The organism is Pontibacillus sp. HN14 (genome assembly GCF_021129245.1).
In the GTDB taxonomy this organism is placed as follows: Bacteria; Bacillota; Bacilli; order Bacillales; family BH030062; genus Pontibacillus.
Window position 1 is genome coordinate 682061 of record NZ_JAJOLR010000001.1, and the last position, 11694, is coordinate 693754.

19 protein-coding genes are annotated in these 11694 nt (G+C 37.7%); 15 read left to right on the forward strand and 4 right to left on the reverse strand.

The genetic code is table 11. From position 1 onward, the window contains the following. The first annotated feature begins 126 nt into the window (after positions 1 to 126). Together sirA and LQ226_RS03440 are read left to right on the forward strand one after the other, a co-directional pair. Positions 127 to 564: a sporulation inhibitor of replication protein SirA gene (sirA, locus tag LQ226_RS03435; RefSeq protein WP_231416429.1), complete on the forward strand. Its 438-nt coding sequence runs from the start codon at positions 127 to 129 to the stop codon at positions 562 to 564. A gap of 71 nt (positions 565 to 635) precedes the next feature. After that, positions 636 to 857, forward strand: coding sequence for a YneF family protein (locus tag LQ226_RS03440; RefSeq protein WP_231416430.1), 222 nt, complete (start codon positions 636 to 638; stop codon positions 855 to 857). A 59-nt stretch (positions 858 to 916) separates the two neighbouring features. Here the strand turns inward: LQ226_RS03440 and LQ226_RS03445 are convergent, their stop codons facing one another. Then, positions 917 to 1144, reverse strand: a complete 228-nt coding sequence (locus tag LQ226_RS03445) for a hypothetical protein (protein ID WP_231416431.1) — start codon at positions 1142 to 1144, stop codon at positions 917 to 919. Positions 1145 to 1336: 192 nt separating this feature from the next. On the opposite strand from LQ226_RS03445, the gene LQ226_RS03450 reads away from it, so the two are divergent. From LQ226_RS03450 to LQ226_RS03465, 4 genes are all read left to right on the forward strand, one after another. Then, a complete protein-coding gene (locus tag LQ226_RS03450) occupies positions 1337 to 2038 on the forward strand; it encodes a cytochrome c biogenesis CcdA family protein (RefSeq protein WP_231416432.1) in 702 nt (233 codons plus the stop codon). 63 nt (positions 2039 to 2101) lie between these two features. Further along, positions 2102 to 2530: a Na(+)/H(+) antiporter subunit B gene (locus LQ226_RS03455; protein WP_231417562.1), complete on the forward strand. Its 429-nt coding sequence runs from the start codon at positions 2102 to 2104 to the stop codon at positions 2528 to 2530. A 26-nt stretch (positions 2531 to 2556) separates the two neighbouring features. Continuing rightward, entirely contained in the window at positions 2557 to 2913 is a 357-nt protein-coding gene (locus LQ226_RS03460; RefSeq protein WP_255687024.1) for a response regulator, read from the forward strand. Between the two features lie 51 nt (positions 2914 to 2964). Further along, the gene (locus LQ226_RS03465; protein ID WP_231416433.1) at positions 2965 to 3465 is read left to right on the forward strand and encodes a CcdC family protein; all 501 of its coding nucleotides are present in this window, start codon (positions 2965 to 2967) and stop codon (positions 3463 to 3465) included. A gap of 36 nt (positions 3466 to 3501) precedes the next feature. On the opposite strand, the gene LQ226_RS03470 is transcribed toward LQ226_RS03465, so the two are convergent. Further along, a complete protein-coding gene (locus LQ226_RS03470; RefSeq protein ID WP_231416434.1) occupies positions 3502 to 3933 on the reverse strand; it encodes a DUF2621 domain-containing protein in 432 nt (143 codons plus the stop codon). Between the two features lie 273 nt (positions 3934 to 4206). Between LQ226_RS03470 and LQ226_RS03475 the strand changes: the two genes are divergently transcribed. Together LQ226_RS03475 and LQ226_RS03480 are read left to right on the forward strand one after the other, a co-directional pair. Then, complete coding sequence (locus LQ226_RS03475; protein ID WP_231416435.1) at positions 4207 to 5322, forward strand: ATP-binding protein; 1116 nt, start codon at positions 4207 to 4209, stop codon at positions 5320 to 5322. Between the two features lie 66 nt (positions 5323 to 5388). Continuing rightward, complete coding sequence (locus LQ226_RS03480; protein WP_231416436.1) at positions 5389 to 5754, forward strand: hypothetical protein; 366 nt, start codon at positions 5389 to 5391, stop codon at positions 5752 to 5754. A 40-nt stretch (positions 5755 to 5794) separates the two neighbouring features. On the opposite strand, the gene LQ226_RS03485 is transcribed toward LQ226_RS03480, so the two are convergent. Beyond that, positions 5795 to 5965: a small acid-soluble spore protein P gene (locus tag LQ226_RS03485; protein ID WP_370635425.1), complete on the reverse strand. Its 171-nt coding sequence runs from the start codon at positions 5963 to 5965 to the stop codon at positions 5795 to 5797. A 99-nt stretch (positions 5966 to 6064) separates the two neighbouring features. Here LQ226_RS03485 and LQ226_RS03490 point away from each other — a divergent pair, with 99 nt between their 5' ends. Then, positions 6065 to 6325, forward strand: coding sequence for a hypothetical protein (locus tag LQ226_RS03490; RefSeq protein WP_231416438.1), 261 nt, complete (start codon positions 6065 to 6067; stop codon positions 6323 to 6325). A gap of 52 nt (positions 6326 to 6377) precedes the next feature. Here the strand turns inward: LQ226_RS03490 and sspO are convergent, their stop codons facing one another. Next, positions 6378 to 6530, reverse strand: coding sequence for a small acid-soluble spore protein O (gene sspO, locus LQ226_RS03495; RefSeq protein ID WP_036778946.1), 153 nt, complete (start codon positions 6528 to 6530; stop codon positions 6378 to 6380). A gap of 187 nt (positions 6531 to 6717) precedes the next feature. On the opposite strand from sspO, the gene acnA reads away from it, so the two are divergent. The 6 genes from acnA (at position 6718) to tlp (ending at position 11575) form a co-directional block, all read left to right on the forward strand. Then, entirely contained in the window at positions 6718 to 9432 is a 2715-nt protein-coding gene (gene acnA / locus LQ226_RS03500; RefSeq protein WP_231416439.1) for an aconitate hydratase AcnA, read from the forward strand. 216 nt (positions 9433 to 9648) lie between these two features. After that, positions 9649 to 10317, forward strand: a complete 669-nt coding sequence (locus LQ226_RS03505; protein ID WP_231416440.1) for a hypothetical protein — start codon at positions 9649 to 9651, stop codon at positions 10315 to 10317. Next, a complete protein-coding gene (locus LQ226_RS03510) occupies positions 10314 to 10892 on the forward strand; it encodes a redoxin domain-containing protein (RefSeq protein WP_231416441.1) in 579 nt (192 codons plus the stop codon). The genes LQ226_RS03505 and LQ226_RS03510 overlap by 4 nt, the downstream gene beginning before the upstream one ends. Positions 10893 to 10959: 67 nt before the next feature. After that, positions 10960 to 11094 (forward strand): FbpB family small basic protein, encoded by a 135-nt coding sequence (locus LQ226_RS03515; RefSeq protein WP_231416442.1) that lies wholly within the window; start codon positions 10960 to 10962, stop codon positions 11092 to 11094. Positions 11095 to 11179: 85 nt separating this feature from the next. Next, positions 11180 to 11326, forward strand: coding sequence for an acid-soluble spore protein N (locus LQ226_RS03520; RefSeq protein WP_036778950.1), 147 nt, complete (start codon positions 11180 to 11182; stop codon positions 11324 to 11326). 12 nt (positions 11327 to 11338) lie between these two features. Continuing rightward, positions 11339 to 11575 carry a small acid-soluble spore protein Tlp gene (gene tlp / locus LQ226_RS03525; protein WP_231416443.1) on the forward strand — a complete coding sequence of 79 codons (237 nt, stop codon included), beginning with the start codon at positions 11339 to 11341 and terminating at the stop codon, positions 11573 to 11575. Positions 11576 to 11694 lie beyond the last annotated feature (119 nt).

Genomic DNA, 11694 nt, shown 5'->3' on the forward strand with positions numbered 1-11694 from the left:
AGACTTGGTACGGAAGTAAGCATATCAATTTGTGAATTCGACAAAACTTTCGCAAGTTGGCTGACGAAATTAGACACATAATTTCTTCCAGATCGGGTAGAATGTCTCTAACAAGGGGGACATGCTATGCGTGAATATGCTTTATTTTGGATTAAGGACGAATTTTCAAGCCACTATTTTCATAAGACCAATGTGTTATTTGATTTTTTGAAAGAATGGAAATACAACCCTGATCAGACGCTATCAAGCACACAGTTTCAGTATGTTACAAAGCCCATTCCGCTAGATATGTTAGTCCACTACGTCACGGAGAAAAATCGTAAACCGGTTGAAATGACCTATTATAAAAATAAGATGTCATTCATTATTCAATGTAAAGGACAAAACATCAGGTTAACGCAAATGAGCGACAGAGAGGTGCGAATCACAGCAGAGAGCCTTCATCAGGCGGAAACCATAATATTTGAAACGCTGCGAACATTTAATCATTCATTTTTTATTATGGATGAGGATATGCGCCAATATGGATGGATTGCGCCTATTAAAAAGGAAGCGATTCTCTAGCCTGCTATTGTATTCTCCTTCTCAATTTACTATAATGTTTGAGAGACAACATGAAGGAGGAAATTTGTACGATGTCCATTGTTTGGGTAATTGTTATTGCCATTGTAACGTTACTTGCTGGCGTAGCACTAGGCTTCTTTATTGCCAGAAAGTACATGATGAACTACTTAAAGAAAAACCCACCGATTAATGAACAAATGTTGCGTACATTGATGATGCAGATGGGACAAAAGCCATCGCAGAAGAAAATTAATCAGATGATGCGTGCTATGAATAACCAACAACAAAAATAAACTTCGAAACGCACAAAAAATCCTTCTCTTACCGTGTAAGAGAAGGATTTTATTATGGATTAGTGGTTGTGAAGCTTTGAATCTCTCTCATTGTAATGAGTAGTGATCCAGTTTTTTAGCTGAGTCAATATAGCAAATGACCAAACAAAATTAATTGTAAGAACACCAGCTAACAAGGACATGTCATGGTAAACGATCGTGTCATAAGGTTTTATAGCCACAATGATGGTAGATTGGACAATCAACAAGATCATACTTGCAAGCAGGGAAGCCGTAATCCGTACCATACAGTAGTCCTCCTCTTTTTAAAGGTTCCCTTGAATAAATTTAATATACATTATATTCACAATTTGTTCAATTTTTAATCACAATTTTGTCATTTATTAAATATAGCGAAGGATAGAGTTTCAAAATGTAATTGTTTACAATGGAAGTGGAAGAGTTATCTTAATCGAAACCATTATTAAAGGAGCTTTAACATGGATCTTAATTTGTTTTTGACATTCGGAGCAGGTTTTTTATCTTTTATCTCTCCCTGTGTATTGCCTTTATATCCGGCATTCCTCTCTTATATTACAGGAATGAGTGTAAATGAATTGAAATCAGAGAATGCTATGCTTGATAGGAGAAGTATTTTACATACGGTTCTCTTTCTAATTGGTTTTTCAAGTATTTTTATCCTTCTTGGTTATTCAACTTCGTTTATTGGGGAGTTCTTTTACCAATATCAGGATTTGATTAGGCAATTAGGCGCGATTTTAATCATCTTCTTTGGATTTGTCATTATTGGAGTGTTTAATTTTGAATTTCTGATGAAAGATCGTAAAATTACCTTTAAGAACCGTCCTGGGGGCTATGCTGGCTCACTTCTTATTGGTATGGCGTTTTCAATGGGGTGGACCCCTTGTACAGGTCCTATTCTGGCAAGTGTTTTAACCTTGGCAGCCCAAAATCCTGAGAGTGGTATGCTTTACTTAATTACATATTCACTTGGTTTCTCAGTTCCATTTTTAATCCTTTCTTTCTTTATAGGACGCATGAATTGGATTAAACAACACAGTGCTCGCATCGTTAAGATCGGTGGATATGTGATGATTTTTATGGGGATCTTCTTATTCTTTGACTTAATGACAAAATTAACGTCTTATCTTGCGAGTCTGTTTGGCTTTAGTGGTTTCTAATCGAGGATGGCATTTAAGCTACATTTATATTATGATAGAAGTATGTTTGAAAAAGGAGAAGACATAATGCGAACAAACGACTTAATACTGCGAACCACAACAATATTGATTGCTTTTATCTTGTTGGCATTTTCTATTTACCTCTTCTTAGCAGGGCATAATGCTCCTGGAGGAGGATTTATTGGAGGATTAATGACAGCAGCGGCAATTGTATTAATGTATATGACATATGGCTATGATCAAGTGAATAAGATCATCCCTATTAATTTCCGCTACCTTATACCTGTAGGATTATTGATTGCTGTTCTAACAGGATCCGGCTCCTTTTTATTTGATGAGCCATTTATGAGTCAAACATTTGCTCACTTACATCATGTACCTATTTTCGGCGAAATGGAATTAGCTACAGCGATGTTATTTGATTTAGGTGTGTATTTAACGGTTGTGGGAATCACGTTAACCATTATTTTATCGATTGCCAACGATCAATAAGCTTTATTGTGCAAGGGGGGACATCTTTGGCTAACATATTAATTGTCGATGATGCTAAATTTATGAGGATGACACTCGGAACGATTATAGAAAAAGGAAATCACACCGTCATAGGTGAAGCAGAAGATGGGAGAGAAGCTATTGATTTATTTCATAAGCTTAGTCCTGATTTAGTTACAATGGACATTACAATGCCTGAAATGAATGGACTTGAAGCAGTCGATTCCATCTTATCCTCTCAACCATCCGCTAAAATCATTATGTGCTCTGCAATGGGTCAGCAAAAGATGGTCGTTGAAGCGATAGAGAAAGGGGCTAAGGACTTCATCGTGAAACCCTTCGATGAAACAAGAGTCCTTGACGCGATCAACCGGGTACTATAAATAGCGTCAAGCTAATACATAAGATTAAGACATTCGAAGAGGGTTGATTTCATGTTTTGGGCAATAGCCAGTACCGTAGGAGCAGCCTTAATGGCGACTACAATGATATTCATTCGGATGAGGGCTTCAAGGAGGCCTGCATCGGTTAAAAAAATAATTTTACCACCCTTCTTTATGAGTACAGGGGCTTTTATGTTTGTGTTTGAGCCCTTTAGGGTGGAGTGGATGCAAGTATTAGAGGCCTTTTCAGTAGGAGTATTTTTCTCTTTATTTTTAATTAAGACGTCCACATTTGAGATCCGAAAAGATAACATTTATTTAAAGCCCTCAAAAGCTTTTGTGTTTATTCTATTTGGATTGCTTATTTTAAGGATTATATTAAAATTAATCATTGGACAAACGGTTTCTCTCGGGGAAACGAGTGGTATGTTCTTTCTTCTTGCATTTGGGATGATTTTAACATGGCGTATCGCTATGTTGTTTAAATACCTTCGTTTACGAAAAGAGCTACCTTCACAAGTGAATAAGAAATGGAATGCTTCAAACTCATAAAAGCCTGCAACTTTACGTTGCAGGCTTTTATGTGGGTTAGGATTGTTCAAACAAAGGTTGATACGGTTGAACATCGATATTTTTTTCGTGGAGGGTCTTTTTCAAAAATTTATGATCCCTTTTGGGTGTGGCAAGAATATAACCTTCTATGATGATATCCTGAGTAATCGTTTTAGCTTTTTTTTGAAGAGCAACCTGGGCAATTCTAGCTGCAATTTTTTGTTTGGCTACATCTCGGAATAATTCTGGTACCGGTGTTACAAGTTCTTCTAGGAATGCTTTTTGTTCGTCATTCCACATGTGTAAAGTTTCTTCAATGTAATGTTCTTCCCAGTCAATGATAGATTTCCCGTCTTCTTTAGGTAAGCGCTTTAAGAATTTACGAAACATAAAGTAGCCACCTATCGCTAATAGAGCTACCATAACGACGGTCCATCCAAGAATAAATAAAGCAAAGGTAGAGTTCATGCAATCACCTTTTCCGTTGTAATCATACCTATTACTAGTATAAGACAGCTCTTATTAGGATTCAATACGCCTGATGATTTTATACCTCATTTTGGATAATCGACAGGAATAAATCATCTGCTGGAGAATAGAATGTCAAAGAACAGAGAATATTTGTCATCAGCTATCATAATTACTAATTATTTGAAGTTTTTTAAGTACTTTTCTTGAACGATGTTAATTTTGTGGGATAAAATGTTATTATGTGTTGTAAGGAAGAGGAGGGCAGGTAGGATGAAAGAGAAATCAGAGCAATCCCCAACAGACTATCATTATAAAGATCCGTATTGGGTATCTTATACTTCATTGGCTGATCTTCCACCTGTATTCCAAAGGTGGATTGATTTACATGGATTTGATTTAATCAGTGTGTGTGATCACCAAGGAGCTATTCAATATGTTACCGCTTCCTCTAAGAGATTAATCGGGTATACAAAAGATGCACTATTAGGTACATATATATTGGATTACGTATCTCCTCAAGATAAAATACGTTTAATGAAGTCTCTTCGAAAGAATGAAAAAGGAGACCTTGTTACCTCAGAAGTGCAAGTAAAACATCGTTCAGGAACATACATTTGGGTAGAGGTTGTCTCCTCTTCTGTATATGATCCAAAAACAAGAGATGATGTTGTCATTGCGGTTATCAGGGATATTTCTGATAGGAAAGAAGCGGAAGAAATGATGATTCGTTCAGAGAAAATGTCTGTTGCGGGTCAACTAGCAGCCGGTATTGCCCATGAAATTCGTAACCCTCTCACTTCTTTGAAAGGTTTTTTGCAGCTTCTTGAAGCAGGAATTGAGGGTAAAGACGAGTATTATTCAATAATGGGAGAGGAAATTGACAAAATAGAAAACATCACATCAGAACTCTTGTTTATTTCAAAGCCTATGACGAATGATCCTAAAGAAGAATCTGTAGTTTCTCTAATGAAAGATGTATGTAAGCTTATGGAAACACAGGCGCACTTACATAACGTAGATATAGAAATTAAACAAGAAGAGTGGTTAAAAGTCTATTGCGATCGTTCACAAATTAAGCAAGTGTTTATTAATATCATAAAAAATGCAATTGAAGTGATGAGTGACAGTGGAGGGACTGTTTCCATTGATATTTATGAACGAAATGGGGATGCTTGCATGGATGTTATAGACGAAGGGCCTGGTATTCCTGAACATTTAATAGAAAAGATAAAGGAGCCATTCTTTACAACGAAGAAAAATGGCACCGGGCTTGGACTGATGATTACAAATCAAATCTTAGAGAAGCATGATGGGAGCTTGACCATTTTAAATAATGAACCAAAAGGGAGTATATTCCGTATTCGTTTACCTCTCTACCTGAGCTGAACATCAAATAGAAAGTTTGAACAAGTTGTCGATATCTAAGGGTTTGATACTTAAGGAGGGAATGGTTTGATTAGACAAGAAATAAAAGAGGAAATAGTCGAACATGTGTATGAGCGTTATCTCATTCATTATCCAGAACTAATGGTATATTATGATGACATAAAACTTGCTCACATTAAACAGGATACTCTTTATCATTTAGAACACCTCGAATCAACTTGGCCAATGAAGATGGATGTCATTTTTTTAGATTACACAGAGTGGGTTGATACTGTTTTAACGAGTAGAGGGATCGAAACAAAACTGTTAGAAGATTGTTTTATCTGGATGAAAGAATTCATGCTCTCATATGAGCAGGATGAGGAGTTCTCTTATTACACCTCTTTATTATCCCAAGCAGCCCAATTGTTACAAAATGAAAAGAGCAAATAGCAAGGGGACCAAAACAACGATGTTTTGGTCCTTTTTTATATTACATATCATGAGAAGAGTGGTTCTTCTGACGCGAATGATTCCTGTTTTTTACCTTATGAGACCCGCTAGTGGGCTCCCCGTAGGGTTGTTTAGGGCCTTTTGGAAGTGAAACGCGATCTTGTTGTTTGGGACCTTTTGGTTTACCAGACATGATCATCTCTCCTTTCATATTTAGAATTTGATGTTTATCGGTGATTTATACAAGTGAAGGTATGGAAAAAGCAAATGTACATACACTAACGATGAAATCACTATAAGGAGTGGAACTATGCCGTATCACAAAAATAAGCAACAGGCTTTTCAAGCTGCTCAACAAGGATACCAGCAAGCAATTGATGCAAATGAAACCCGTTTACAATCTGTAGATCAGGCGGATTATGGAAAGGAACTGGCGCATTTAACTCAAGAGGTGAATGAGGCCTACCAACAAATCGATAAAGCATTAGAAGTAGCAAGCGAGCATCAGTATGATCAACTTAAGCAATACCAGGATCAGTTAAGTCAAATTATAGCGGAATTAGAGAATTAAGAAAGTGTCCTTCCCTCACGGGTTGGGACACTTTTTTTGTGATGAAACTATGCTATTGATTCTTTTTACGCTTTTTGTTGTTCTGACGTTCCTCTGCGCTTAATGGATGCTGTGGTGTTTCCTCGTTGTATCCAGCACCTTGTCCTTGTGCAGAAGCATCATTCATACCTGGTCTTACATGGTTCGCTTTACGTTTTTGACTCATATTTTTCACCTCCATTCTTATTATGAGGAAAAATTCGACGAAATATTTTACTTATAAATCGTTTTCATTTAAAATGATAGTTGCAGAATTTTTCTTTCAATTCTTAATTGGAAGTCAAACAATGGGGGATCGTTGAAACAGAGCAATTTGTTTAACGATTTCATTATCATTGAGGGGGTAAAGGATTATGGCAGTAAATGATGCTTACAATGCACGCAAGCAATTTGAACTCAACGGAAAAACGTACAACTACTATCAGTTAAAAGCGCTTGAGGAAGCTGGATACGGAAAGATTTCCCGTCTTCCATATTCCATCCGCGTCTTACTTGAATCAGTATTACGCCAATATGATGGCGAAGTCATTCAAAAAGAACATGTAGAAAAACTCGCAAAATGGGGAGAAAAAGATTCTGAAAGCGTAGACGTACCTTTCAAGCCGTCACGCGTTATCCTTCAGGACTTTACAGGTGTTCCTGCAGTAGTAGACCTTGCTTCATTACGTAAAGCAATGGTCGACATGGGGGGCAGCCCGGATAAAATCAACCCTGAAGTGCCTGTAGACCTTGTTATCGACCACTCTGTACAAGTTGATAAGTACGGTACACAGGATGCCCTTCAAGTAAATATGGAATTAGAATTTGAGCGTAATAAAGAGCGTTATGAATTTCTAAATTGGGCTAAGAAAGCCTTTGATAACTATGAAGCTGTTCCACCAGCAACGGGTATTGTTCACCAGGTTAACTTGGAATACATTGCTAATGTGGTTCACGCTTTAGAAAACGAAAACGGTGAATATGAGACATACCCTGATACATTAGTGGGAACAGACTCCCATACTACGATGATTAACGGTCTAGGTGTATTAGGTTGGGGTGTTGGAGGCATTGAAGCGGAAGCTGGAATGCTTGGACAACCTTCTTATTTCCCAGCTCCCGAAGTAATCGGTGTGAAGTTAACAGGTGGTTTCCCACAAGGGACAACAGCTACTGACTTAGCACTTAAAGTCACACAAAAACTTCGTGAGAAAAATGTAGTTGGGAAGTTTGTAGAATTCTTCGGGCCTGGACTAAAAGACATGCCACTAGCTGACCGAGCTACTATTTCGAATATGGCTCCAGAGTACGGCGCTACTTGTGGTTTCTTCCCAGTAGATGAAGAATCTCTTGAATACTTACGCTTAACAGGTCGCAGCGACGAGCAAATTAAGGTTGTAGAGCAATATTGTAAAGAAAACAACTTATTCTATTCTCCTGAATTTGCCGATCCTGAATTCACTGACCTTGTGGAAATTGACTTATCAGAATTAGAGCCTAATTTGTCTGGACCTAAACGTCCTCAAGATTTAATTCCTTTATCCGAAATGAAGGATTCCTTTAACCATGCATTAACTGCACCAGAAGGAAATCAAGGCTTTGGCTTATCTGCGAAAGAAAAGGAAAAAGAAGTAACGATTGAACATCCAAATGGTAAATCTTCTACAATGAAAACGGGATCTGTGGCAATTGCAGCGATTACGTCTTGTACGAATACTTCTAACCCACACGTTATGCTAGGAGCAGGTCTTGTAGCTAAGAAAGCTGTAGAAAAAGGCTTAGAAGTACCAGAGTACGTTAAAACATCCCTTGCACCAGGTTCTAAAGTTGTAACAAGATACTTAGAAGACTCAGGATTAATGGAATACCTTCAGCATCTTGGCTTTAACCTTGTAGGTTATGGTTGTACAACTTGTATCGGTAACTCTGGTCCACTTGCAGAAGAAATCGAAGAAGCTATCGCACAGAATGATCTAACTGTATCTTCTGTCCTTTCAGGTAACCGAAACTTTGAAGGTCGTATTCATCCTCTTGTGAAAGCGAACTATCTAGCTTCGCCACCACTTGTCGTTGCGTATGCGTTAGCAGGCACAGTTGATGTTGACCTTAAAAATGATCCGATTGGCAAAGATAAAGAAGGAAAACCTGTTTACTTTAATGATATCTGGCCATCTATTGAAGAGATCAAAACAGAGATTGATAAAAATGTTAATCCTGAAATCTTCCGTAAAGAATATGAAAATGTATTTGATTCAAACGAAAAATGGAATAAGATTGAAACTACAGATGAGCCTCTCTATGATTGGAACGAGGACTCAACGTACATTCAAAACCCACCTTTCTTTGAAGGGCTTTCAAAAGACCTTGAGTCTGTTAAGAGCCTAAATAACCTACGCATGGTTGGTAAGTTTGGGGATTCGGTTACAACTGACCATATTTCCCCAGCAGGTGCAATCGCAAAAGATATGCCAGCTGGACAGTATTTGCAAGATAAGGGTGTATCTCCAAGAAACTTTAACTCCTACGGTTCTCGCCGAGGAAATCATGAAGTTATGATGCGTGGTACGTTTGCTAATATCCGTATCCGTAACCAATTAGCTCCTGGTACAGAAGGTGGCTATACAACCTATTGGCCAACTGGCGACGTTATGCCTATTTACGATGCAGCAATGAAATATCAACAAGATGGAACACCATTACTTGTGGTAGCTGGTAAAGACTATGGCATGGGAAGTTCTCGTGACTGGGCTGCTAAAGGTACGAATCTTTTAGGTATTAAAACCGTTATAGCTGAAAGCTTTGAGCGTATTCACCGCTCAAACCTTGTTATGATGGGGGTTCTACCACTTCAATTTAAATCTGGAGATAGTGCAGATTCATTAGGCTTAACAGGTCAAGAAACCTTTAATATTGAGATTGATGAATCTGTTCAACCACACGATGAAGTGAAAGTGGTTGCTACAGATGATAAAGGAAACAAGACTGAATTTAATGTCATTGCACGATTTGATAGCCCTGTTGAAATTGATTACTACCGTAATGGTGGTATCCTTCAAAAGGTTCTTCGTGACAAAATGGCTTCTAAGTAAGTAATAGGTAAGAAGCAGTTACACAATGTGTGACTGCTTCTTTTATGTATAATTATATAGTGGAAGGGACGTCATATAAGTTTGTCCAATTTCTTGTAGGTTCAATCAAATTCATAGCTAATTTTGACAATTCTTTTACGTTGTGGGGTATATTCTTTACATAAGGCTTGCTCCAAATTAGTATAGATAATAATACGACTATTTAGGAGAACAGATATGTCTATTCCTTCTATTTCAATAGGTCCAATAGTCCTTCAAAGTACATATATCATATGGGGGATTGGGGCTATCTTAGCCTATATTTGGATCATCATTTTAAATACTATCCGTAACAATGAGAAGAGTTCTATTTACGCCAATGAATGGCTACAGTCCCTTTTGTTAATAGCGATAGTCTGGAAATTCAGCTATGTCCTTATACACCCCTTGGAGGTCGCTCACTCTCCAGAACGAATCCTTTTCTTAAATGGTGGAAGACTCGGGATGGGAATCGGAATCGGATTATCTTTTCTAATCTACGTTAAGTCCATCCATAGAATAGGACTCCCTGTTCTTTACTCTGTTAGTTTATGGATGGCGGGCCACTTCATGTGGATAGGACTCACCCAATCGGTTTTTACATTAGCATTAACCATTTATAAAGCACCATTGTGGCTATCAGGATATTTTATAGCTCTCTCATTATCCTATGTATGGGCAACACATCTTCACCAGTTCCGATCTTTAATACACTATGTCCAATTGGCACTTGGAGGTTGGGTTGCTTACAAAGTAATGTTTACCACCCTTATGGTGGATGATGTGATGGTGTGGATTTCTTTTGTCTTCTTATTCGGTTTATTCTATCTTGATTATGTAATTAGTAAAGGGCGTGGTAGTAAATGATTAAACGAATTGTTGGGGGTCTCATTATTCTTGGTTTGTTTGCTTTCGCTATTGTCAACGTACTACAGGATGACCAAGAAGGAGGAGAGGCTGTCACATTAAATAATGAAGATGGGACGGCCATGCAACCTCCCAATGGACCTGAAGGACTAAAGGTTGGGGAGTATGCTCCTGATTTTACAGTAACAACGTTCGAAGGTGAAGAAAAGAAGTTGTCGGATCTAAAAGGCAAGAAAGTCTTCTTGAATTTTTGGGCAACATGGTGTCCTCCATGCCGAGTAGAGATGCCAGAAATGGAAAAATTCTATGAGGAATTTGGAGATGAAGTAGAAATCATGGCAGTAAACGTAACCTCTACTGAAAAAAGTGTGAAAGATGTAACTTCATACGTTCATAATGAGGGATTCACCTTTCCGATTTATCTAGACCGTGAGCGAAATGCAGCCAATCGATATCGTATACCTGCTTATCCAACGACTTATTTTATTGGGTCAGATGGTAAAATCCAGAGTAAATCCTATATTGGTGCGATGGATTACGATTTTATGAAAAAAATGAAAGATAAATTAAAGTAATTTAGGTATATTTTCTGACAATTCAGCCGATCCTTAAGCTACTGAGATAATAAAGGAGTGAAGGGTCATGCCACGTAAGAAAAAACCTACTTTTGAAGAACTTATACAAGAAAACCGACGAAAAATCATTGAAGACGAGCATTTAATGAATCAAATTGAGGAAAGAATTGAAAAGCGAATGAATGATACGTTAAACAGATAGTCCAAAGGGCTATCTGTTTTTTGTATAGAATTAGCCCTTGGGCACACACTAAGCCATGTAACCTCAGAAAGGATGTGGCTACATTATGGGTAATCCAAAAAAGGATTCAAAGCACTTTGTTCCCAGTCATCCAGGAACACAACCTAGAGAAGCTGGAAGTAACAAAGGTAAACAAATGCAAATGCAAAATGCACATAAACCGAAAGTCATCCAAACTAAAGGGAAGAAATAGGGAGGAATCGATATGGGTAAAAACAACCAACGATATGCGAATCCTGACGATCGTAGTGACAATGTTGAAAAGCTTCAAGAAATGGTCCAAAATACTATTCACAATTTAGAAGCTGCTCATGAAACGATGCAGTTCTCCTCAGAAGAAGAGAAACAAAAGATTATGGCTAAAAATAAACGTCGTGAAGAATCCATTGCATCTTTCCGCAATGAAATAAAAGATGAAGCTAAACACAAGCAAGATCAGTAAAAAGAGCGCCCAATTTAGGGCGCTCTTTTTTTAAAAGAATGTACGGACAAGCTTATTAAGCAGTCACGGTTAGTATAATCGCATTAATCTTCACTATATAAGGCATTTCATATGGCCAA

What these genes read in the sequence shown, in the direction of transcription:
- LQ226_RS03490 (WP_231416438.1), top strand. Translation starts at nt 6,065, where the DNA reads ATGCCGTATCACAAAAATAAGCAACAGGCTTTTCAAGCTGCTCAACAA.
- LQ226_RS03465 (WP_231416433.1), top strand. Translation starts at nt 2,965, where the DNA reads ATGTTTTGGGCAATAGCCAGTACCGTAGGAGCAGCCTTAATGGCGACT.
- LQ226_RS03475 (WP_231416435.1), top strand. Translation starts at nt 4,207, where the DNA reads ATGAAAGAGAAATCAGAGCAATCCCCAACAGACTATCATTATAAAGAT.
- LQ226_RS03450 (WP_231416432.1), top strand. Translation starts at nt 1,337, where the DNA reads ATGGATCTTAATTTGTTTTTGACATTCGGAGCAGGTTTTTTATCTTTT.
- LQ226_RS03485 (WP_370635425.1), bottom strand. Translation starts at nt 5,965, where the DNA reads ATGAAAGGAGAGATGATCATGTCTGGTAAACCAAAAGGTCCCAAACAA.
- LQ226_RS03445 (WP_231416431.1), bottom strand. Translation starts at nt 1,144, where the DNA reads ATGGTACGGATTACGGCTTCCCTGCTTGCAAGTATGATCTTGTTGATT.
- LQ226_RS03470 (WP_231416434.1), bottom strand. Translation starts at nt 3,933, where the DNA reads ATGAACTCTACCTTTGCTTTATTTATTCTTGGATGGACCGTCGTTATG.
- acnA (WP_231416439.1), top strand. Translation starts at nt 6,718, where the DNA reads ATGGCAGTAAATGATGCTTACAATGCACGCAAGCAATTTGAACTCAAC.
- LQ226_RS03440 (WP_231416430.1), top strand. Translation starts at nt 636, where the DNA reads ATGTCCATTGTTTGGGTAATTGTTATTGCCATTGTAACGTTACTTGCT.
- LQ226_RS03520 (WP_036778950.1), top strand. Translation starts at nt 11,180, where the DNA reads ATGGGTAATCCAAAAAAGGATTCAAAGCACTTTGTTCCCAGTCATCCA.
- sspO (WP_036778946.1), bottom strand. Translation starts at nt 6,530, where the DNA reads ATGAGTCAAAAACGTAAAGCGAACCATGTAAGACCAGGTATGAATGAT.
- tlp (WP_231416443.1), top strand. Translation starts at nt 11,339, where the DNA reads ATGGGTAAAAACAACCAACGATATGCGAATCCTGACGATCGTAGTGAC.
- sirA (WP_231416429.1), top strand. Translation starts at nt 127, where the DNA reads ATGCGTGAATATGCTTTATTTTGGATTAAGGACGAATTTTCAAGCCAC.
- LQ226_RS03515 (WP_231416442.1), top strand. Translation starts at nt 10,960, where the DNA reads ATGCCACGTAAGAAAAAACCTACTTTTGAAGAACTTATACAAGAAAAC.
- LQ226_RS03505 (WP_231416440.1), top strand. Translation starts at nt 9,649, where the DNA reads ATGTCTATTCCTTCTATTTCAATAGGTCCAATAGTCCTTCAAAGTACA.
- LQ226_RS03510 (WP_231416441.1), top strand. Translation starts at nt 10,314, where the DNA reads ATGATTAAACGAATTGTTGGGGGTCTCATTATTCTTGGTTTGTTTGCT.